This is a genomic window from Enterobacter sp. BIDMC 27 (genome assembly GCF_000534415.1).
Classification (GTDB): domain Bacteria; phylum Pseudomonadota; class Gammaproteobacteria; order Enterobacterales; family Enterobacteriaceae; genus Enterobacter; species Enterobacter hormaechei_C.
This window is the reverse complement of record NZ_KI973178.1, coordinates 631,570-653,530: the sequence shown is the minus strand read 5'-3', so window position 1 is coordinate 653,530 and position 21,961 is coordinate 631,570. Positions and strand designations below refer to the sequence as shown.

General features: G+C 57.2%; 16 protein-coding genes and 1 pseudogene. 7 read left to right on the top strand and 10 right to left on the bottom strand.

Annotated features, from left to right (window positions below):
* The first annotated feature begins 31 nt into the window (after positions 1–31).
* Together ilvD and ilvA are read left to right on the top strand one after the other, a co-directional pair.
* On the top strand, positions 32–1,882 hold the full coding sequence (ilvD, locus tag L463_RS19370; protein WP_008501574.1) for a dihydroxy-acid dehydratase: 1,851 nt from the start codon (positions 32–34) through the stop codon (positions 1,880–1,882).
* A 2-nt stretch (positions 1,883–1,884) separates the two neighbouring features.
* Complete coding sequence (gene ilvA, locus L463_RS19375) at positions 1,885–3,429, top strand: threonine ammonia-lyase, biosynthetic (protein ID WP_108454272.1); 1,545 nt, start codon at positions 1,885–1,887, stop codon at positions 3,427–3,429.
* A 97-nt stretch (positions 3,430–3,526) separates the two neighbouring features.
* Here ilvA and ilvY read toward each other — a convergent pair whose 3' ends face one another.
* Positions 3,527–4,417 carry an HTH-type transcriptional activator IlvY gene (gene ilvY, locus L463_RS19380; protein WP_017693777.1) on the bottom strand — a complete coding sequence of 297 codons (891 nt, stop codon included), beginning with the start codon at positions 4,415–4,417 and terminating at the stop codon, positions 3,527–3,529.
* 152 nt (positions 4,418–4,569) lie between these two features.
* Here ilvY and ilvC point away from each other — a divergent pair, with 152 nt between their 5' ends.
* Complete coding sequence (ilvC, locus tag L463_RS19385) at positions 4,570–6,045, top strand: ketol-acid reductoisomerase (protein WP_023295615.1); 1,476 nt, start codon at positions 4,570–4,572, stop codon at positions 6,043–6,045.
* Between the two features lie 38 nt (positions 6,046–6,083).
* Here the strand turns inward: ilvC and trmL are convergent, their stop codons facing one another.
* The 5 genes and pseudogenes from trmL to lldP form a co-directional block, all read right to left on the bottom strand.
* Complete coding sequence (trmL, locus tag L463_RS19390; RefSeq protein WP_003860178.1) at positions 6,084–6,557, bottom strand: tRNA (uridine(34)/cytosine(34)/5-carboxymethylaminomethyluridine(34)-2'-O)-methyltransferase TrmL; 474 nt, start codon at positions 6,555–6,557, stop codon at positions 6,084–6,086.
* A gap of 45 nt (positions 6,558–6,602) precedes the next feature.
* Positions 6,603–7,954, bottom strand: a pseudogene (locus L463_RS0122555) (MFS transporter).
* Between the two features lie 180 nt (positions 7,955–8,134).
* On the bottom strand, positions 8,135–9,322 hold the full coding sequence (gene lldD / locus L463_RS19395) for an FMN-dependent L-lactate dehydrogenase LldD (RefSeq protein ID WP_015572772.1): 1,188 nt from the start codon (positions 9,320–9,322) through the stop codon (positions 8,135–8,137).
* Complete coding sequence (lldR, locus tag L463_RS19400) at positions 9,319–10,092, bottom strand: transcriptional regulator LldR (RefSeq protein ID WP_023295613.1); 774 nt, start codon at positions 10,090–10,092, stop codon at positions 9,319–9,321. Before lldR ends, lldD begins: the two co-directional genes overlap by 4 nt.
* Entirely contained in the window at positions 10,089–11,744 is a 1,656-nt protein-coding gene (gene lldP, locus L463_RS19405; RefSeq protein ID WP_023295612.1) for an L-lactate permease, read from the bottom strand. Before lldP ends, lldR begins: the two co-directional genes overlap by 4 nt.
* Positions 11,745–12,842: 1,098 nt before the next feature.
* On the opposite strand from lldP, the gene L463_RS19410 reads away from it, so the two are divergent.
* The 4 genes from L463_RS19410 to L463_RS19425 are packed head-to-tail and all read left to right on the top strand — an operon-like array spanning position 12,843 to position 17,718.
* Positions 12,843–13,424 carry a fimbrial protein gene (locus L463_RS19410; RefSeq protein ID WP_015572771.1) on the top strand — a complete coding sequence of 194 codons (582 nt, stop codon included), beginning with the start codon at positions 12,843–12,845 and terminating at the stop codon, positions 13,422–13,424.
* A gap of 30 nt (positions 13,425–13,454) precedes the next feature.
* Entirely contained in the window at positions 13,455–14,129 is a 675-nt protein-coding gene (locus L463_RS19415; RefSeq protein WP_023295610.1) for a fimbrial biogenesis chaperone, read from the top strand.
* Positions 14,130–14,133: 4 nt separating this feature from the next.
* Positions 14,134–16,614, top strand: a complete 2,481-nt coding sequence (locus tag L463_RS19420; RefSeq protein WP_032103929.1) for a fimbria/pilus outer membrane usher protein — start codon at positions 14,134–14,136, stop codon at positions 16,612–16,614.
* Positions 16,615–16,623: 9 nt separating this feature from the next.
* Positions 16,624–17,718, top strand: a complete 1,095-nt coding sequence (locus L463_RS19425; protein ID WP_015572768.1) for a fimbrial protein — start codon at positions 16,624–16,626, stop codon at positions 17,716–17,718.
* Positions 17,719–17,750: 32 nt separating this feature from the next.
* Here L463_RS19425 and L463_RS19430 read toward each other — a convergent pair whose 3' ends face one another.
* From L463_RS19430 to L463_RS19445, 4 genes are all read right to left on the bottom strand, one after another.
* Positions 17,751–18,113 carry a YibL family ribosome-associated protein gene (locus L463_RS19430; RefSeq protein WP_015572767.1) on the bottom strand — a complete coding sequence of 121 codons (363 nt, stop codon included), beginning with the start codon at positions 18,111–18,113 and terminating at the stop codon, positions 17,751–17,753.
* A gap of 58 nt (positions 18,114–18,171) precedes the next feature.
* On the bottom strand, positions 18,172–18,762 hold the full coding sequence (mtlR, locus tag L463_RS19435; protein WP_017382580.1) for a mannitol operon repressor MtlR: 591 nt from the start codon (positions 18,760–18,762) through the stop codon (positions 18,172–18,174).
* Positions 18,759–19,907 (bottom strand): mannitol-1-phosphate 5-dehydrogenase, encoded by a 1,149-nt coding sequence (mtlD, locus tag L463_RS19440; protein WP_017382581.1) that lies wholly within the window; start codon positions 19,905–19,907, stop codon positions 18,759–18,761. The genes mtlR and mtlD overlap by 4 nt, the downstream gene beginning before the upstream one ends.
* 101 nt (positions 19,908–20,008) lie before the next feature.
* Positions 20,009–21,916 (bottom strand): PTS mannitol transporter subunit IICBA, encoded by a 1,908-nt coding sequence (locus tag L463_RS19445; RefSeq protein ID WP_015572764.1) that lies wholly within the window; start codon positions 21,914–21,916, stop codon positions 20,009–20,011.
* Positions 21,917–21,961 lie beyond the last annotated feature (45 nt).

Genomic DNA, 21,961 nt, shown 5'->3' with positions numbered 1-21,961 from the left:
CATTAAATAGTCAGACGGGAGTAAATAAAGCATGCCTAAGTATCGTTCAGCCACCACCACCCACGGCCGTAATATGGCGGGTGCCCGCGCACTGTGGCGCGCCACCGGAATGACCGACGCCGATTTCGGCAAGCCAATTATCGCCGTGGTGAACTCCTTCACCCAGTTTGTACCGGGCCACGTGCACCTGCGCGACCTCGGCAAGCTGGTTGCCGAGCAAATCGAAGCCTCCGGCGGCGTGGCGAAAGAGTTCAACACCATTGCGGTGGATGACGGTATCGCAATGGGCCACGGGGGAATGCTCTATTCACTGCCGTCGCGCGAGCTGATCGCCGACTCGGTGGAGTACATGGTTAATGCCCACTGCGCCGATGCGATGGTCTGTATCTCCAACTGCGACAAAATCACCCCGGGGATGCTGATGGCTTCCCTGCGCCTGAACATTCCGGTGATCTTCGTCTCTGGTGGCCCAATGGAAGCGGGGAAAACCAAGCTCTCCGACAAAATCATCAAGCTCGACCTGGTCGATGCGATGATCCAGGGCGCGGACCCGAAAGTCTCTGACGAGCAGAGCGACCAGGTGGAACGCTCCGCGTGCCCGACCTGCGGCTCCTGTTCCGGGATGTTCACCGCCAACTCCATGAACTGCCTGACCGAAGCGCTGGGCCTTTCTCAGCCGGGCAACGGCTCGCTGCTGGCAACCCACGCCGATCGTAAACAGCTGTTCCTTAACGCCGGTAAGCGCATCGTTGAGCTGACCAAACGCTACTACGAGCAGGACGACGCCAGCGCGCTGCCGCGTAACATCGCCAGCAAAGCGGCGTTCGAAAACGCCATGACGCTGGATATCGCCATGGGCGGTTCCACCAACACCGTTCTCCACCTGCTGGCCGCCGCGCAGGAAGCTGAAATCGACTTCACCATGAGCGACATCGACAAGCTCTCCCGCAAAGTGCCGCAGCTGTGTAAAGTCGCGCCGAGTACCCAGAAGTACCACATGGAAGATGTCCACCGTGCGGGTGGCGTGATTGGTATTCTCGGCGAGCTGGATCGTGCCGGGCTGCTGAACCGCGACGTGAAAAACGTGCTCGGCCTGACGCTGCCGGAGTCGCTGGAGCAGTACGACGTGATGCTGACCAAAGACGACGCGGTGAAAAACATGTATCGCGCCGGTCCGGCGGGCATCCGTACCACCCAGGCGTTCTCGCAGGATTGCCGCTGGGACACGCTGGATGACGATCGCGCCGAAGGCTGCATTCGCTCGCTGGAACATGCCTACAGCAAAGACGGCGGTCTGGCCGTGCTGTACGGTAACTTCGCGGAAAATGGCTGCATTGTGAAAACCGCAGGCGTGGACGACAGCATCCTGAAATTTACCGGCCCGGCAAAAGTGTATGAAAGCCAGGACGAAGCGGTAGACGCTATCCTCGGCGGCAAAGTGGTGGAAGGCGACGTGGTGGTCATTCGCTACGAAGGGCCGAAAGGCGGCCCCGGCATGCAGGAGATGCTCTACCCGACCACCTTCCTGAAATCGATGGGCCTCGGCAAAGCCTGCGCGCTGATCACCGATGGTCGATTCTCTGGCGGCACGTCAGGCCTCTCCATTGGTCACGTCTCGCCAGAAGCGGCAAGCGGCGGCAATATCGCGATCATCGAAGATGGCGACCTGATCGAAATCGACATTCCGAACCGCGGCATTCAGTTGAAGCTGAGTGACCAGGAGATTGCGGCCCGTCGTGAGGCGCAGGAAGCCCGCGGCGACAAAGCCTGGACGCCGAAAGATCGTCAGCGTGAAGTCTCCTTCGCCCTGCGCGCTTACGCGAGTCTTGCCACCAGTGCAGATAAAGGCGCGGTGCGCGATAAATCTAAACTGGGGGGCTAATGATGGCCGAGTCACAACCCTTATCCGCCGCCCCGGAGGGGGCGGAATACCTGAGAGCGGTGCTACGCGCGCCGGTCTATGAAGCGGTGCAGGTCACGCCCCTGCAAAAAATGGACAAACTCTCTTCACGTCTCGACAACGTCATTCTGGTGAAGCGTGAAGACAGGCAGCCGGTGCACAGCTTTAAGCTGCGCGGCGCCTACGCGATGATGGCCGGGCTGACGGACGAGCAGAAAGCGCGCGGGGTGATTACCGCCTCGGCGGGCAATCACGCGCAGGGCGTGGCGTTCTCCTCGGCGCGTCTGGGGCTGAAGGCGCTGATCGTGATGCCGGTCGCCACCGCAGATATCAAGGTCGACGCGGTGCGCGGGTTCGGCGGAGAAGTGCTGCTTCACGGCGCTAACTTTGACGAAGCCAAAGCCAAAGCGATTGAGCTGGCGCAGCAGCAGGGCTTCACCTGGGTGCCGCCGTTCGATCACCCGATGGTGATTGCCGGGCAGGGTACGCTGGCGCTGGAACTGTTGCAGCAGGATGCCCATCTCGACCGCGTTTTCGTCCCGGTGGGCGGCGGCGGCTTAGCCGCAGGTGTGGCGGTGCTGATCAAACAGTTGATGCCGCAGATCAAAGTGATTGCGGTCGAAGCGAAAGACTCTGCCTGCCTGAAGGCGGCGCTGGACGCCGGACATCCGGTCGACCTGCCGCGCGTCGGGCTGTTCGCCGAGGGTGTGGCGGTGAAGCGCATTGGCGACGAAACGTTCCGCCTGTGCCAGGAGTATCTCGACGATATCGTCACCGTCGACAGCGACGCTATCTGCGCGGCGATGAAAGATCTCTTCGAGGATGTGCGTGCGGTGGCGGAACCATCCGGCGCGCTGGCGCTGGCGGGAATGAAAAAATACATCGCCCAGCACAATATTCGCGGCGAGCGTCTGGCGCACGTGCTTTCCGGTGCCAACGTGAACTTCCACGGTCTGCGCTACGTTTCCGAGCGCTGTGAGCTGGGTGAGCAGCGTGAAGCGCTGCTGGCGGTGACCATTCCGGAAGAGAAGGGCAGCTTCCTGAAGTTCTGTCAGCTGCTGGGCGGTCGTTCGGTAACGGAGTTCAACTACCGCTTTGCCGATGCCAAAGATGCGTGCATTTTTGTCGGCGTGCGTCTGAGCCGTGGCGTGGAGGAGCGCAAAGAGATCCTCAGCCTGCTGCATGACGGCGGTTACAGCGTGGTCGATCTCTCCGACGACGAGATGGCGAAGCTGCACGTGCGTTACATGGTCGGCGGCCGTCCATCCAAGCCGCTGAAGGAACGCCTGTTCAGCTTCGAGTTCCCGGAATCGCCGGGCGCGCTGCTCAAGTTCCTGCACACGTTGGGCACGCACTGGAACATCTCTCTGTTCCACTACCGCAGCCACGGCACCGACTATGGCCGCGTACTGGCGGCGTTCGAGCTGGGCGAGCACGAGCCGGATTTCGAAACGCGCCTGAACGAGCTGGGCTATGAGTGCCATGACGAAACCCACAACCCGGCGTTCCGTTTCTTCCTGGCGGGTTAGGTTGTTCGGGAAAATGCCTGATGGCGCTGCGCTTATCAGGCCTACGTTCTAAGGTTTGAACTGCGTGTAGGCCGGGTAAGCGCAGCGCCACCCGGCTTTAGTGGTTCGGCAATATCGTCCAGAACGCATCAATAAGCGGCTCATGCAGCCGCTTTTTTTGTGCGCACACGCCGAGCTCGAACGGCGTTTTCTCGTCGCTGCGCTCCAGTATCATCACGCGATTGCGCACCGGCTCTGGGCTGTTTTCCAGCACCACTTCCGGTAGCAGCGCTACGCCGCAGCCGAGCGCCACCATCGATACCATCGCCTCATGGCCGCCGACCGTGGCGTAAATCGACGGGTTACTGATCTTCTGGCGGCGGAACCACAGCTCAATGCGGCGGCGCACCGGCCCCTGATCGGCCATGATAAACGGCACCGTGGACCAGTCCGGTTTCTCCACCGAAACCTGGTTGCGCACCGGGCAGGGCAGCGCCGGGGCAATCAGCACTACCGCCAGATTCTCCAGCATCGAGAACGCCACCGCCCCCGGCAGCGTTTCGGGTTTCCCGGCAATGGCGAGATCCGCTTCGCCCGTCACCACTTTTTCCATCGCGTCGGCGGCATCGCCGGTGGTGAGCTTAATTTCAACCGACGGATGTTCCGCGCGGAAGCGGTCGAGAATGGGGGGAAGATGGCTGTAGGCAGCAGTCACGGAACAGAAAATATGCAGCTCGCCGGAAAGCGACGGCCCCTGCTGGTCGATGGTGTGCCGCAGCTGCTGATACTGTAATAACGTCTGCTGAGCAAAGATGCGCAGCTCTTCACCTGCTTCCGTGAGGGTGACGGTGCGGTTATCGCGCACGAACAGCGGCTGGCCGAGGTCTTCCTCAAGGCGCTGGATCTGGCGCGACAGCGTGGAGGGGCTGACGTGCATCGCCCGGGCGCTACGGCCAAAGTGACGGCTTTCCGCCAGGTGCAGGAACATTTTCAGATCGCGTAAATCCACCGATTCCACTCCCTCTTTTTACATTGCATAAATTGCAATGTGACGTTGTGAATATATCAATTTCCGCAATAAATTTCCTGTTGTAATGTGGGTACATTCTCGCTGAAACGCGAACCGAACAATAAGACACACAACATCACGAGGTATCACCCATGGCTAACTACTTTAATACACTGAACTTGCGCCAGCAGCTGGCGCAGCTGGGCAAATGCCGCTTCATGGCGCGCGATGAATTTGCTGATGGCGCGAGCTACCTTCAGGGTAAAAAAGTGGTCATTGTCGGCTGTGGCGCACAGGGTCTGAACCAGGGCCTGAACATGCGTGACTCCGGGCTGGATATCTCCTACGCCCTGCGTAAAGAAGCGATTGCCGAAAAGCGTGCTTCCTGGCGTAAAGCGACCGAAAACGGCTTCAAAGTGGGCACCTACGAAGAGCTGATCCCGCAGGCGGATCTGGTGGTTAACCTGACGCCGGACAAGCAGCACTCTGACGTTGTGCGTTCCGTACAGCCGCTGATGAAAGACGGCGCCGCGCTGGGTTACTCCCACGGCTTCAACATCGTTGAAGTGGGCGAGCAGATCCGTAAAGACATCACCGTGGTGATGGTGGCACCGAAGTGCCCGGGCACCGAAGTGCGCGAAGAGTACAAACGTGGCTTCGGCGTACCGACGCTGATCGCCGTTCACCCGGAAAACGATCCGAAAGGCGAAGGCATGGCGATTGCCAAAGCCTGGGCTGCGGCCACTGGCGGCCATCGTGCGGGCGTGCTGGAATCTTCCTTCGTTGCGGAAGTGAAATCTGACCTGATGGGCGAGCAGACCATCCTGTGCGGCATGCTCCAGGCCGGCTCTCTGCTGTGCTTCGACAAGCTGGTGGAAGAAGGCACCGATCCGGCATACGCGGAAAAACTGATTCAGTTCGGCTGGGAAACCATCACCGAAGCGCTGAAGCAGGGCGGCATTACGCTGATGATGGACCGTCTGTCCAACCCGGCAAAACTGCGTGCTTACGCGCTGTCTGAACAGCTGAAAACCATCATGGCACCGCTGTTCCAGAAACACATGGACGACATTATCTCCGGCGAGTTCTCTTCCGGCATGATGGCGGACTGGGCGAATGACGATAAGAAACTGCTGACCTGGCGCGAAGAGACCGGTAAAACCGCGTTCGAAACCGCACCACAGTATGACGGCAAGATCACCGAGCAGGAGTACTTCGATAAAGGCGTCCTGATGATCGCGATGGTGAAAGCGGGCGTTGAGCTGGCGTTCGAAACCATGGTGGATTCGGGCATCATTGAAGAATCTGCGTACTACGAATCGCTGCACGAGCTGCCGCTGATCGCAAACACCATCGCCCGTAAACGTCTGTATGAGATGAACGTGGTGATCTCCGATACTGCCGAGTACGGTAACTACCTGTTCTCTTACGCCTGCGTACCGCTGCTGAAAGAGTTCATGACCACCCTGCAAGCGGGCGATCTGGGCCAGGCGATTGCGGAAGGAGCGGTTGATAACGCGCAGCTGCGTGACGTCAACGAAGCGATTCGCAGCCACGAAATCGAGAAAGTGGGCCAGAAACTGCGTGGCTACATGACCGATATGAAACGTATCGCGGTAGCAGGCTAAACACGACGAATCGGGTGGCGTAAGCCACCCGAACTGTTTTAGCTACGCAATATCGCGCCGGGATAACCCAGCTGGCGCCACGCCTCATACACCACCACCGACACCGCATTCGACAGGTTCATGCTGCGGCTGTCCGGCATCATCGGAATACGAATTTTCTGCTCAGCGGGCAGGGCATCCAGAATGGTGGCCGGCAGGCCGCGGGTTTCCGGACCAAACATCAGATAATCCCCGTCCTGATAGCTTACGGCGCTGTGCGCTGGCGTACCTTTGGTGGTCAGGGCGAACATGCGCTGTGGTTTTTCGGATCCCAGAAACGCGGCGTAATCGTGATGACGAACGACGGCGGTAAACTCATGGTAGTCCAGCCCCGCGCGGCGCAGACGTTTGTCGTCCCACGTAAAGCCCATCGGCTCAATAATGTGCAGACGAAAACCGGTGTTGGCGCACAGGCGGATAATATTGCCGGTGTTCGGCGGAATTTCTGGTTCGAATAAGACGATGTTAAGCATGCTGCCCCCTTAATTGCGGGGGCAGAATAGCAGAAAAGAGAGGGACTAGGCGACGCCCGGCTCCTGCGCGCGGCTATACAGCATTTTGTAGACGGTTGCCGCCGCAGCCACGAGAGCAGGTACGCTGAGGATCATTAAAATACTGTCCGCCTGCCACTGCATGGAAAGAAGCTGGGCGCTGGTCATGGTGCCCGCCACGCCGCCGAAGCGGCCGATCCCCTGCATCCAGGCGATACCCGTCGCTCGGCACTCGGTAGGGTAAAAGGTGGCGGCCAGGGTCTGCATGCCCGACTGCGCGCCGTTCATCGCGATCCCCATCAGGAAAATTAACCCGCCAAACAGGGCGATATGGTTATGCTCAATGCCGAGTAAAAGAATCAGGCCCATCGTCAGCACGAAACCACACGCGACCACCTTGTGCGCTTCCCAGCGATCCATCATCCAGCCCGCGAGCAAAATGCCAGCGGTGCCGCCGAAGGTGAACAGCGAGGTAAGCCAGGCGGATTCCGTCAGCGCATATCCCATCCCCTGCATCAGCGTTGGCATCCAGCTCAGCAGGACGTAATAAATCACCAGCCCCATAAAATAGGTGACCCACAGCATCAGGGTGCCGGGCAGCCAGGGCATGGAAAACAGCTGCGACACGCTGCCTTTTTTCGACGCGACTTTCTCCTCCGCGAGGAAAAAGCCCGTGACGCTATCCAGCGTGCTGCGGGCGAACCGGCTGGCGATGCGGCGAACCTGGGCGACGTCTTTCCCGCGCTGCACCAGAAACTTCACCGACTCCGGCAACAGCAGCGCCAGCAGCACCGTTAAAATCAGCGGCGCAATCGCGCCGGTCAACAGCACGCTTCGCCAGCCGTGGTGAGGGATAAGCCAGGACGAGATCGCCCCGCCGCCCGCCGCACCCAGCGGAAAGCCGCAGTACATGGTGTTAATTACCATGGCGCGGCAGCGCTGGGGGGCAAACTCGGAGATCAGCGTGATGGCGTTAGGCATGGCAGCGCCGAGGCCCAGGCCCGTCAGAAAGCGCCACAGCGTCAGGGTATTCAGACTTTGCGCCCAGGCCGTGCCCAGGCCGTGCCCAGGCTCGCCAGGCCGAAGAACAGGCATGAAAAGACCAGTACGCGCTTGCGTCCCATCCGGTCCGATACCGGACCTGCAATCAGGGCTCCCAGCGACAGCCCCAGCAGCGCCGCACTCAGCACCGGCCCCAGATCCTGTTTATGTATTCCCCACTCTGTCGACAGCGTAGGCGCAATGTAACCCATCGCTGCGGTATCAAACCCATCAATCGCCAGCACCAGAAAGCCCAGCACAATAAGAAGCCAGTGAAACCCTGAAAAAGGACTTTCATCGATCACCTGCTGAATATCCACCTTACCTGAATACGCCATACGTTCCCCTCCGATGTGATGTTGTTTTTGTGTTCTTGTATTTGCTTGTCTATACAATTGCGGAGAGGCGGGGTGTGTCAAATTTTCTTATCCAGAATGTTACGCAGGTGTTATTTTCAACAAAAAAAGCGCCCGAGGGGGAAGTCGGGCGCGGAAGAAGGGAAGGCTAACCGGGGGAGATCAGGCCGCGTTTCCCTGAGAAAGAGGGGCCAGCGCCGCAGGCAGCTTACTGAGCTCCTGCACCAGAGAGTCTTTGCTGATTTCACCGATTGTTTTCGCACCGGTCAGCGTCATCGCCACCTTCATCTCTTTCTCGATCAGGTTCAGCAGATTCGCCACGCCCGCCTGGCCGCTGGTGGCCAGCGCGTACAGGTAAGCACGGCCCAGCAGCACGCTGTCCGCGCCCAGGGCGATCATGCGCACCACGTCCAGCCCGTTACGGATGCCGCTGTCGGCCAGGATCGCAATATCGCCTTTCACCGCATCGGCAATGGCCGGCAGGGCGCGGGCGGAGGAGAGCACCCCGTCAAGCTGGCGGCCACCATGGTTAGAGACCACGATCCCATCGGCGCCAAAACGTACCGCGTCGCGGGCATCTTCCGGGTCGAGGATCCCTTTGATCACCATCGGGCCGTCCCAGAATTCGCGGATCCACTCCAGGTCTTTCCATGAGATCGACGGATCGAAATTGTTCGCCAGCCAGCCGATGTAATCCTCCAGCCCGGTCGGTTTACCCAGGTAGGCCGAAATATTGCCCAGATCGTGCGGACGGCCGTTCACGCCCACATCCCACGCCCACTGCGGGTGCGTCACCGCCTGCCAGTAACGGCGCAGGGCCGCGTTAGGGCCGCTCATGCCGGAGTGGGCGTCGCGGTAGCGCGCGCCGGGGGTCGGCATGTCGACGGTAAAGACCAGCGTTGAGCAGCCCGCCGCTTTGGCGCGCTCCAGTGCGTTGCGCATAAAACCGCGATCGCGCAGGACGTACAGCTGGAACCACATCGGGCGCTTGATAGTTGGGGCGACTTCTTCAATCGGGCAGACGGACACGGTGGAAAGGGTAAACGGAATGCCTTTGGCATCTGCGGCGGCGGCGGCCTGCACTTCACCGCGACGGGCATACATGCCGCATAAACCGACAGGTGCGAGCGCTACCGGCATGGAGAGCGTTTCGTTAAACAGCTTCGTCTCAAGGCTCAGGTCAGACATATTCTTCAGCACGCGCTGGCGCAGGGCCACCTCCGACAGGTCTTCCACGTTGCGGCGCAGGGTGTATTCGGCATACGCCCCGCCGTCAATGTAGTGGAACAGGAACGGGGGCAAAATGCGCTGCGCCGCGGCGCGATAATCACTGGCTGCTGAAATAATCATGCTTTGTTCTCCCTGGAAATATCACTCTCGCCAGGCAGACGGGTAATACGCGCCTGTCGGGCCTGATCTTCATCGAATCGTTTAATGGTGGTATGCACGAAGCCGAGATGCGCCATCATCGCCTTGCGCGCAGCCTCGGCATCAGCGGCCAGAATGGCGTTGAGCACCGCCTCGTGCTGTTCGGTCAGCTGAGCAAACACCGGCGGGACCAGATACATGCGCTGGCGGCTCTGCTTCACGGAGGATTGCAGCAGGTCGAAGAACCCGCGCATGGTTTGCAGCAGTACCACGTTGTGCGAGGCCTCGGCAATCGCCAGATGGAACCGCACGTCCGCCTGGGAGGCGATGTCCGGGTCGCTGCTTTGCGTGGCCTCAAAACAGGCTTTGAGCTTCTCTTTGTCGGCGTCGGTTGCCCGCATCGCCGCGTGCCACGCGGTGCTGGTTTCGATGGCGTGACGCGCTTCGAGGATGTCGAAGCTGTAGTCCGGGTCGTTTTCCATCAGCGTCTTCAGCGGCTGCACGATGTTTTGTTCGGACCAGTCGTCATGCTGCCAGCGCACGAAGGTGCCGCCGCCGCGACGGCTCAGCAGCACCCCTTCACTAACCAGCGTCGCCAGCGCCTCGCGCAGTGAGTTGCGCGACACGCCAAGCTGAGCGGCAAGCTGACGCTCGGCGGGCAATCTCATGCCCGCTTCCAGCTGTTGTTCTTCTATCAGCGCCCGTACGCGAGTGGCAATCTCGTCGGACAGGCGTCTGGGCATCACTATCATGGAATCATCCAGGTTAAGACATAGGCCTGCAATGTGGTGATCACGCCCACCATGCAGGTAAATATCAGGCTGTGTTTAACGGTAAAGCGGAACAGATCCGACTCTTTGCCTACCAGCCCCACCGCGGCACAGGCAATGGCGATGGACTGCGGCGAGATCATCTTCCCGGTCACGCCGCCGGTGGTGTTCGCGGCGACCAGCAGCACGTCCGAGACGCCAATCTGCTGCGCGGCCGTGGCCTGTAGGGCGGCAAACAGGGCGTTAGATGACGTATCTGAACCGGTCAGGAACACCCCCAGCCAGCCGAGGAACGGCGAGAAGAAGGTAAACGCGTGGCCGGTATGCGCCAGCGCTAACGCCAGCGTCGACGACAGGCCGGAGTAGTTCGAAATAAACGCGAACGCCAGCACCATGCCGATGGAGTAAATCGGCAGCATCAGCTCTTTTATCGTCGCCGCAAAGGTCTGCACCGCGGCGGCAGGCTTCATGCGCAGCCACACTACGGAAAGGATAGCGGCAAACAGGATGGCCGTGCCGGTGGCTGAGAACCAGTCGAACTTAAACACTGCCGCATATGGCGTGGCGTCGTGCACCACCGGCGGCATACGGGCGACCATTTTGTCGAGGAACGGCACGGAGATATTAATCACCATGTCGTACAGCGCGCCGCCCGGGGCGAACAGGGCTTTAAAAGGCGGAATGCTCCACAGCGTCACGGTGGCGGTCAGGAACAGGAACGGTGACCATGCGCGCACAATCTGTCCGGCGGTATAGCCGGTGCGCGCCAGCGTCTGATCCACGTGCGATGCGCCCATGTCAGCAAAGCGGAAGATACGTACCGGCTGCCAGCGTTTCAGGAACAGCGTCAGACAGACCAGCGACACCAGGGAAGAGATGATGTCCGGCAGTTCCGGGCCGAGGAAGTTGGAGCTGAGATACTGGGCAATGGCGAACGAACCGCCCGCTACAATCACCGCAGGCCAGGTCTCCTTCACGCCGCGCCAGCCGTCCATAATCGCCATGATCCAGAACAGCACGATAATGGTCAGGAACGGCAGCTGGCGACCCACCATCTGGCCGATCTCGAAGCTGTCCAGCCCGGTCACCTGGCCCGCCACCAGAATCGGAATGCCCATCGCGCCAAACGCCACCGGGGCGGTGTTCACAATCAGGCACAGGCCAGCGGCATACAGCGGGTTAAAGCCCAGCCCGACCAGCAGAGCGGCGGTGATCGCCACCGGCGCGCCAAATCCTGCCGCCCCTTCAAGGAACGCCCCGAAGGAGAAACCGACAATCAGCATCTGTAAACGCTGGTCCGGTGTAATAGAGAGAATCGACGAGCGAATAATATCGAACTGCCCGGTTTTGACCGAGATTTTGTAGACAAAGACGGCGGCGATGATGATCCACGCAATCGGCCACAGGCCGTAGAAGAAACCATACACCACGGAGGCCAGCGCGCGATCGACCGGCATTTTATAGAAGAACAGCGCCACCAGCAGGGCGATGGCAACGGTGTACGTTGCGGCAAGGTAGCCCTTCAGCTTGAGCTTAATTAGCGCAAAGAAGAAGAACAGGATCGGTAGCGATGCGATCAGGCTCGACAGCCAGATATTCCCGGCCGGATCGTAGTTTTGTTGCCAGAGGCTCATGCAGGTCTCCTGAGGACCACAAAGGTGTTCGTCGGGTGAGTCTCTGCTCATCTCAGCGTCACACTTAGTGTAAAAGTGGTCCATCCAATATTGTGATGTAGGGTTAATGGCAATAAATGGTTAACCAGGTGTTGCTATTCGGCAATGGTTTTGTGAAGTGGAGCATCAAAAATGTGAACGATGGATAGCTTTACGCATGATTGGTAGGACCAAACCCGCAAAATTAACTCACCGTGTGCGTTGGGAGCGGTAGTCAGGTGGAGAGCATTACATTCGTTTTTGAGCAGATACGACGCGTAAAAGATGTTGAATAAAATGGGGAGGTGATAATATTACGTGAATTGAATGAGGTTTGTTTGCTTTATTTGTGTTTTTGAAAAGCTGTATATATGTGAGCAGAGTGATTTATTTCCTATAAATAAAATTTTTTTTGGTTAAAAATGCGAAATCTAAGCTGTAGCAAAAAATTTTAATTAAGGTAAATTTCACATATAGATTTTAACAGTGTATTACAAACGATCAATTGCTGATCGATAAAGAAATATCCTGTTTAACCGTGATTTTTCAGGATAAAGGGCAAGATTTTTTTGCTGAAGTGACATTTTTTGGCTAATAATATTCTGAAATAAATTGATCAAACAATGATCAGTTGGCTCTCTTGTAATTTAGTTACGGTATTAAAAGCAAATTAATAATTATCAGGGCAATCGAAAGGGGTTAAATTTGTTAGCTGAGTGTTAATTCCAGAGTGTTTACAGACGCGGCGTACTGCTTTTCAATACGTAGACGCTAAAAGGCATATGATTTACTATTTATTCAGAAGCAACGTTACAGAAGACATTAAATTTATTACTAACCACAACGTATTCAGTGTTATTTTCGGCCAGAAGTCATTTCCTCAGTTGCAGGATATCTGTGTATGGCCTTCTGAAAATATACGGATTATCACCATGGGATGGACCCTGCTTTATTCTATAAGGTCGCGTCACCCATTCTGCTAAAACCCTTTTGGTGGCGTTTTTAAATCCTTATAGCGGTTATTGTACCTGGTACAACAAGTCTATATCTGTTTAATTTACAGAGGGGAAAGTGTTCCAAATGAAAATCAAAAATGTGGCGCTGGCGATTGCCGCGGCGGGGCTGCTGTTATCTTCTCAATCAGTACTGGCAAGCAGTGATTCTGGCGTTAATGCTTCCCTGGATACAGGCGCTGGCTCGCAGAGTACAGGCGGCGTGATCAACTTTACCGGGAAAATCACTCTTATTTCCTGTGATATTACCCCTGCGTCAAAAAGCAAAACGGTAGACCTCGGCGCGTGGGCGAAAAGCTACTTCGACGATCACAGCGAAACGACGCCGCGTGAGTTCAAAATCAACGTAGAGAACTGCCCGGAGACGGTTGAATCGGTTGCGGTACTGTTTGACGGAACCAAAGATACGGTGAATGACACACTTCTACAGGTTACCCCAGGCGAAGGTATGGCGACGGGCGTCGGCGTGAAGCTTTATAACAGCGATCGCAGCACCGCGATTAAACCGGGTACGGTATCTGAAACAACCGCACCGGATGCTGAAGGCAATGCTGAATTAACGTTTTATGCCTCTCTCGACAAAGACGGGTCGGAAATTAACGCGGGCGACGTCAATGCCGTTTCCAACTTCCTGATGGTTTATAACTGATTTCACTCTCAGCCACCTCCAGAGATAATAATGATGAAACGTTTATCGTATATTATGCTCACTGCATTAATGGTTAGTTCTGCGTCAGTTTCCGCTGGCGTTGTAATGGGGGGAACACGGATCGTATACCCACAACACAGCAAGGAGGTGGCATTTTCTGTTTCTAATATGGAAAGTGCGGTTCCCTATCTTATTCAGTCGTGGGTTGAAGGTGATGGGCAGGATAAAAATAACGCTGCGCCATTTATTGTTACACCACCTCTGTTCAGACTTGATCCGGAGCAGACCAACACGCTGCGTATTCAATATACCGGCGCTCCGCTGCCCACAGATCGTGAATCTGTATTCTGGCTCGATATTAAAGCGATTGCGCCAAAGCCAAAAGAGAGCAGCAACGAATTACAAGTTAACGTTAAATCGAAATTTAAAATTTTCTACCGCCCGGACAACCTTAAAGGGGACGCTGCCACTGCCTGGCAGAAAATAACGTTTTCGCGGACGGGAAAAGGGCTTAAGGCCGCCAACCCGACGCCATACTACGTCTCTTTTTATCGACTGTCCGTTGGCGGGCATAAAATTGAGCAGCCGGGCATGATCGGTCCAGGGGAAATCCGCGAATGGCCTGTGTCCGCCTCCGGGGGCGTAAGCTGGTCGGCTATTAATGATTTTGGTGCCATCACCGCCACCCACACCCAGCCTCTTTAAGACCATGTCTTTTCGCCTGTTTCGTTACGCGCCGCTTTCGGTGTTGCTGCTTAGCTTCAGCCGCGCGGGGATGGCCGAGGATTACTTTGATCCCGCCGCGCTGGAGCTTTCCTCTACCGAACAGAAAACGGCGGATCTGCACTATTTCTCTGAAAAGGGCGGGCAGATGCCAGGCACCTGGCTCGTGACGCTGGAGATTAACGGACGCGAGGAGCGGCATCAGGAGATCACCTTCGTCAATGAGAAAGGCAGCCTGCAACCCGTTTTTAGCGTATCGCTGCTGGAAGCGCTTGGGGTGAATGTCAGGGCCATTCCTGCATTCTCACGGTTGCGGGAGGGAGAAACGTTCACGCACCTCGCGGATTTCATTCCGGCAGCGCGAACCTCCTATGATTTCAACCAGCAGCGTCTCTTTCTCAGCCTGCCGCAGGCGGCGATGAAACACCGCAGCCGTGGCTACGTGCCGCAGTCGCAGTGGGACGATGGTATCCCGGCGGCATTTACTGATTACAGTCTGTCGGGCGGCCAGGCACATCATCAGCGTGGCGTCACGACATCCAGCTATCTGAGCCTGCGTAACGGTATCAATCTGGGGGCGTGGCGGTTGCGCAACACCTCCGCCTGGAGCCACAGCGACGCGGGCGGCGACCATTTTCAGTCGCAAAGTAGCTGGCTGACCCGGGATATTCGCCGTCTTAACAGCCAGCTACGGATCGGCGATGCCTGGACCGCAGGCGACGTCTTCGATAGCGTGGCGTTTCGCGGGGTACAGCTCACATCAAGCGAAAGCATGTTGCCCGACAGCCAGCGCGGCTTCGCACCAACCATCCGCGGCGTCGCACACAGCTTCGCTAAAGTCTCCGTTTCGCAAAATGGCTATGTGATCTATGAAACCTGGGTGGCCGCCGGGCCATTTATCATTAACGATCTGTTCCCCGGCGCACAAAGTGGCGATCTACAGGTGACGGTCACGGAAAGTGACGGCTCAACGCGCGTCTTTACCCAACCCTATTCTGCGGTGCCGTTTATGCGACGCCTGGGCAGCCTGAAATACAGCCTCAACGCCGGACGATTTCACTCCGGCTCCGGCGATGCGCGTTCACCTGAGTTTGTTGAAGGCGCTTTCTTCTACGGTCTGCTCTCCAGGATGACGGTGTATGGCGGTTTTCGTACGGCGAGCAACTATCAGGCCGGTGCAATTGGCGTAGGCAGAGGGTTTGGCGCATTTGGCTCGCTGGGCATTGACGATACGCTGGCAAAAAGCCGTTTACCCAATGGCAAAAGCGCGATGGGGCAGGCGTGGCGTATTCAGTATCAGAAAGATTTCAGCGCTACCGGCACCGCCTTCAACCTGGCGAGTTATCGCTATGCCTCGCGCAATTACTATGAATTCAGTGAACTGAATCAGTCTGACAGCCAACAGCTGCAACTCAATAATCGCCGTAGCCGCTCGCAGGTCACCTTCTCACAGACGCTGGGTCAGTTCGGCAGCCTCAGCGTCTCGGCATGGATGCAGGATTACTGGCATACGTCCGGGCAGGATAAAACCATCCACATTGGCTGGTACACCAGCTGGCGAGGCATTACCTGGGGCGCGGGGTATGACTACACCGACTCAGCGCTTGAGCAGCATCCCGATCGTACCGTGTCGTTTAACGTCAATGTTCCGCTTGGTCACTGGTTACCGGACAGCTCGGTCAGTTACTTCATCAACCACAACAATCGTGGGATGACCACGCAGCAGGTGTCACTCAACGGCAGTGCGCTGGCGAATCGCAACCTTAATTACAGCGTTCAGCAGAGTAAGGCCAGCGAGGGACAAGCCGGCAGTACCAGCCTGGCGCTGCAATACAACGGTGGCTACGGCAACGTCAGCCTCGGTTATGACCACAGCCGAAGCGGTAGCAACGCGAGCCTCGGACTCGCCGGAGGCGTTATCGCCACGCAGTATGGCGTCACGCTTAGCCAGCCGCTGGGCGATACCGTCGCCCTGCTACGCGTGCCCGGCGCGGCGAACGTTGAGCCGGAGGGCTACAACGGGATCCATACCGACAGCCGCGGCTATGCGGTCATGCCAACGCTCTCGGCGTATCGCAAAAATACCGTCAGCCTTGATACGGCGACGCTGGGTGAGAACGTCGACGTTGAGCAGAGCGGTCTGACGCTCATTCCCACCAGCGGCGCGGTGGTGCTGGCCAATTACAAAACCCACATTGGTTATCGCGTTCTGTTTTCCCTGCGCTACCACGGCGAACCGTTGCCGTTTGGCGCGCAGGCTGAAGTGGTGGAGCAGAACCGCCATTCTGCAAACCGAAGCATGGTCGCTGACGGCGGTCAGGCCTACCTGAGCGGGGTACCAGAGCGCGGCACCCTGCGCGTCAGCTGGTATCAGGACGGGGAGCAGCAGCAATGCCAGACACCTTTCAGACTGGGGAAAGCTCATATGGCCCCCGGTATCGCCACGCTATCCGTTGAGTGCCATTAGAGGAATATCATGCGTCGTTTTATTCACTGGTTTTTCTATCTGAGCCTTCTTTCGCTTTTTGGCATGCTGAGTTTTCATGCCCATGCTCAGACCTCATCTTGCCGCACCACGCGCGATCAGTGGGTCGTTCAGGTGCCCTACGCCATAGGGTATGCGCCCGGCACGGCGGACTGGACGCCGATATCTGCGCCGATACAGTCTACCGGGGCGGATTTCTACAGCTGTGATGGCGGGAATGATGCCTGGCGTAGTATCGGCTTTGTCGACGTGGATAACCCCGTCGGCACCGTGGTTGGTGAAGACGGCGCGTCACGTCACGTCTATAAAACTCAGATCGACGGCATCGGCTATGCGCTGGGGTTCCGGGAACAGCAGTACTGCGGCGCCGATGCGGTACGCTATATTGACGGCACAAGTCAGGTGAATGGCAATGAGTCCAGGCGCATTTGCGACGCATCGCAAAACCCCGCCTTTGCCAGCGCCTCAATGTATAAAATGCAGTTCTGGGTGGTGTTTTACAAAATTCCAACGACCAGCGCCATGCCTGACGATAACGCCAATTCCCAGGAGCAAAATGTCGGATCGCTGATATTGCAGGCGGGAGAAAATCAAGCCAGCGCCACCAACGTGGCGACACCGGTACAGATCCATCTCGCCAGCTTCACCGTCAGGCGTACCAGCTGTTCAGTGGGCTCTCGCAGCATTCTTGTTCCCATGGGGAGCGTGAGCCAGCGTGAATTTCATGGCATAGGCTCCCGCGCCGGAGGCGGACGCTTCAGCATTCCGGTGACCTGCGAAAATAACACGGCGGTGAAGATGGGTTTCTTTGGCGATACCACGCCGGGCAACGATCGGGCGCTGGCGTTGACGAAGCAGGAGGATAGCGCCAGCGGTGTCGGGATCGAACTGCTTTACGGTGACAATACCGGTTCGGTTCAGGGGCAGGTGGTACCGTGGAACACCCCACAGGTGTCAGCATTTGGGCAAGTGGGGGATAACCAGACGCAAACCTTCTGGTTTGATGCGCATTACCTTCAGACGGAAGAGAACGTGACGGCGGGAAAAGCGGATGCGATGGCGACGTTTAACCTGATTTACAACTGAGTTTCCCCTGCCGCAGCGGCAGGGGAGGACGATCAGAACGCGGTCTTACAAAAACCCGTCATCTCTTTCAGGCCCATTTCGCGACCAAGCTCAGTCATCGGGTGCACCACCACCAGGCCACGGACGCTTTTCTTCAGCTTGCCCATGTCGGCCTGCTCTTTTTTGGTGATCGCGCGGCGATGCGGCATGTTCATCAGCTTCTGCGCTTCTTTACTCAGCTTCTGGCCTTTCACTTCGCGCAGGCGTTCAATTTCCGCCTCCAGCTTCACGGACTCTTTTTCCAGCTCGGCATATTTCTCGGCAGAATCGACCAGGGAGAGGCCAGCCATCTGATGGCGGATCAGATCCAGACGGTCGCTCAGGCGTTTAATTTCGTTCTTTTCGACTTCTTTCATGACAAATAACTCTGAAAACGGGGAATTTACAGGGAAGGATACACCAATGTGTGCGGGCTTACTTCTGAAACGCTTTTTTTAAGCTGATTTTAGAAATCAGCTCAGTCAGGGAAAGCACCATGGTGGAGCGCACAACCTGTTGATAACGCAGCTTTTGCATCGCGTACAGATCAGGGTCGCTGTTATCAAACTGAGGTGTGGGAGGGAGCGCGGATACGCAGTGCAGTTCGCCGAAGGGCCCCAGTATCTCATCATCGGTAAAGGTGTACTCATTACCGTCATGATTGAGCTCTTCGCGCAGCGCCATTAACAGCTCGGCGTCTTCATACTCCTGGCGGTTCAGCACGCCAAGACCGTAAATCAGCTTCAGCCGTACCGATAAATCGCCCAGCGGTCCGTCTCCGTCCAGTAACGGTTCTACAGCATACTTTACCGCGTAGTCGTCTTTGCGAAACACCTGAAGCACCAGAATGTTCACCGCCTCGGTTAACAGCTCGACGGCGGCAATCAGGAAACTCCGTACGGTTTTGCCAGCATTCAGACGCTCAAGCACACGATTTTCAAAGGCCTGGGTTTGTTCCATTATTGCCTGCATATCTGACAATCTGTTATTCGGGCGCAGGCTAACCTGCGCCGGACTCTGCATCATTTGGTTGCGTTGTATGCGCTGACCGCCTCCGCAACTACGTCACTGTTGGCATCCAGACCGGAGATCTGCGCCAGCGCAGCCTGCGCGCCTTTGTCATCAATCAGCTGAGCCAGCTCAATCGCCTGCGGGTCCTGCTCGCTGCGGTAGTGCATGGCGGCAGCGATGCCCTTCACCAGGTTAGCGTGCGGCAGGCCGTATTCCAGCGTGCCCAGCAGCGGTTTAATCAGGCGGTCGCCCGCGCTTAGTTTACGCAGCGGCTGACGACCCACGCGCTCAACGTCATCTTTCAGATACGGGTTTTCAAAACGACCGAGGATTTTCTGGATGTATGCCGCGTGTTTATCAGCATCAAAACCGTAGCGTTTGATCAGCACCGCGCCGCTCTCTTCCATTGCCCCTTTGACCACCGCACGGATGTTCTCATCGAGGATCGCGTCACGAATCGTCTGATGACCGGCCAATTTTCCGAGGTACGCGGTTATAGCATGCCCGGTGTTCAGCGTGAAGAGTTTACGTTCGACAAATGCCATCAGGTTATCGGTTAATTCCATTCCCGGAATGGTCGGCAGCGCGCCCTTAAACTGGGTTTTATCAACGATCCACTCGCTGAAGGTTTCCACGGTCACTTCCAGCGGGTCGTTGGTGGCGGATGCTGACGGCGGAACGATGCGATCCACGGCGGAATCCACAAAACCCACGTGCGCTTCAACCCAGGCTTTATCTTCGTCGGCGACGGCCGCAAGAACGTGGCCTTTCAGCTGCGTGGTGCCGCGCACCATGTTTTCACAGGCGATGATGTTCAGCGGCGTTTCAACGCCCTGTGCTTTACGCTTCGCCAGGCCTTTCGCGACCGCCGGGGCGATACGCTCAAGCACCACCGGACCCACGGCGGTGGTGACCAGATCAACGCTCGCGATGAGGTCAATCACGTCGTCGCCAATGCTGCTTACCGCGTTGACGCCAGAGACCGTTTCAACCTGTTCGTTTTCACCCACCACGTGAACCTGATAGCTATGACGGGCATTCAGGGCATCCAGAACCACCTGATTCACATCGGCGAATGTCAGGGTAATGCCCGCGTCTGCCAGCAGTTTACCGATAAAGCCACGACCAATATTACCTGCGCCAAAATGTAATGCTTTCATAGTGTTAACCTTCATCAATGTTTTTACCCGAGAGGGCTGGGGTGAGGAACGTTTTCCCCTCACCCTAGCCCTCTCCCCGGGGGGAGAGGGAAGAGGCGCTGTTATTTGTTCAGCAGGGCCAGAACTTCTTCAACGCTGGTGGTGTTGGCCAGACGCTCAATAACCGTTTCGTCATCCAGCGCGTTGGTCAGGCTGGTAATCACCTGGATATGCTCGTTGTTGCGAGCGGCGATACCAATCACCAGACGGGCGATGTCGTCCTCTTCTTCACCGAAGCGCACACCATCAGGATACTGACAGAACACCACGCCGGTTTTCAGCACGCGGTCTTTGGCTTCCACCGTACCGTGCGGAACCGCGATGGATTCACCCAGGTAGGTTGGGGTCAGCTTTTCGCGTTCCAGCATCGCCTCAACGTACTCAGGCTGAACGTAGCCGCCTTTCACCAGCTGCTCACCGGCGAAGCGAATGGCCTCTTCTTTATTGGTCGCCGTGCGGCCAAGGAAGATGTTTTCAGCGCCCAGTTTGAACAGATGCGCGTTGCTCTCGTCGAAGCTGTCTTGCAGGCTGGTACGCACTTTCACTTCGTTATCTTCATGGCGCTGCGCCGCCACCAGGCGTTCGGTCAGGCTGGCGTACAGGCCGCTGTCGAGGAAGTTGGTCAGGGAAATGTGCTGTGCCTGCGGTACCTGACGCATAGCGCGTTCGGTCAGATCGCGGTGCGTGATCACCAGGTCAACGTCCGGCGGCAGGCTGTTAATCGCGCTGTTGGTGACGGAGATGTTGGTCAGACCCGCATCCTGCACTTTCTTCCGCAGTACGCCCGCACCCATTGCGCTGGAGCCCATACCGGCATCACAGGCCACGATGATTTTACGCACGTGGCTCAGGTCGTTAGAGACATCACCCGCCGCCAGCGGCGTTGCGCCTTTGGATTCGGCTTTCATGTCATGCATACGACGGGTTGCCGCTTCGATATCGTCGTCTTCTTTCACCTTGCTGGTTTTCAGCAGGATAGCGGAGGCCACGAAGGAGACCGCCATGGCCGCACAGATCGCCGCGATGTTCGCGAAGTAGGCGCCTTTCGGGGTCATCGCCAGCACCGCCAGGATAGAGCCTGGAGAAGCAGGAGACACCAGACCACCGCCCAGTACGCTCAGGGTGAACACGCCGGTCATTCCGCCAAGGATAACGGCCAGGATCAGACGTGGGTTCATCAGCACATACGGGAAGTAAATTTCGTGAATACCGCCCAGGAAGTGAATGATCGCCGCGCCGCCAGCAGACTGTTTCGCGCTGCCGCGACCAAAGAACATGTACGCCAGCAGAACGCCCATACCTGGACCCGGGTTCGCTTCAATCAGGAAGAAGATGGACTTGCCGAGATCGTGTGACTGCTGAATACCCAGCGGTGAGAAGATACCGTGGTTGATGGCGTTGTTCAGGAACAGGATTTTCGCCGGTTCAACGAAGATAGACGCCAGCGGCAGCATGTCGTGCGCCACCATGAAGTTAACGCCCGCGGCCAGCAGCTTGGACAGCACTTCAACCGCCGGGCCAATGCCGAGGAACGCCAGAATGGCGAGGATCATCCCGATGATGCCCGCAGAGAAGTTGTTCACCAGCATTTCGAAGCCGGATTTGATCTTGCCATCAACCCAGACGTCGAATTTCTTGATTGCCCAGCCGCCCAGAGGACCGGCGATCATCGCACCGAGGAACATCGGCATATCCGCACCGACGATAACACCCATGGTTGTGATGGCACCCACGACACCACCACGGTCACCGCCCACCAGACGACCACCGGTATAACCGATGAGCAGCGGCAGGAGATAGGTAATCATTGGGCCAACAAGTTTCGCCAGCGTTTCGTTAGGCAACCACCCTGTCGGAATAAATAATGCGGTGATAATACCCCACGCGATAAACGCGCCGATATTTGGCATCACCATGTTGCTGAGGAAACGACCAAAGCTTTGCACTTTGATCTTGAAATCGGATGACATAAAACACCCCTTCTTATGTTTACGCTTAGGCTTGTGGCCCGAGGT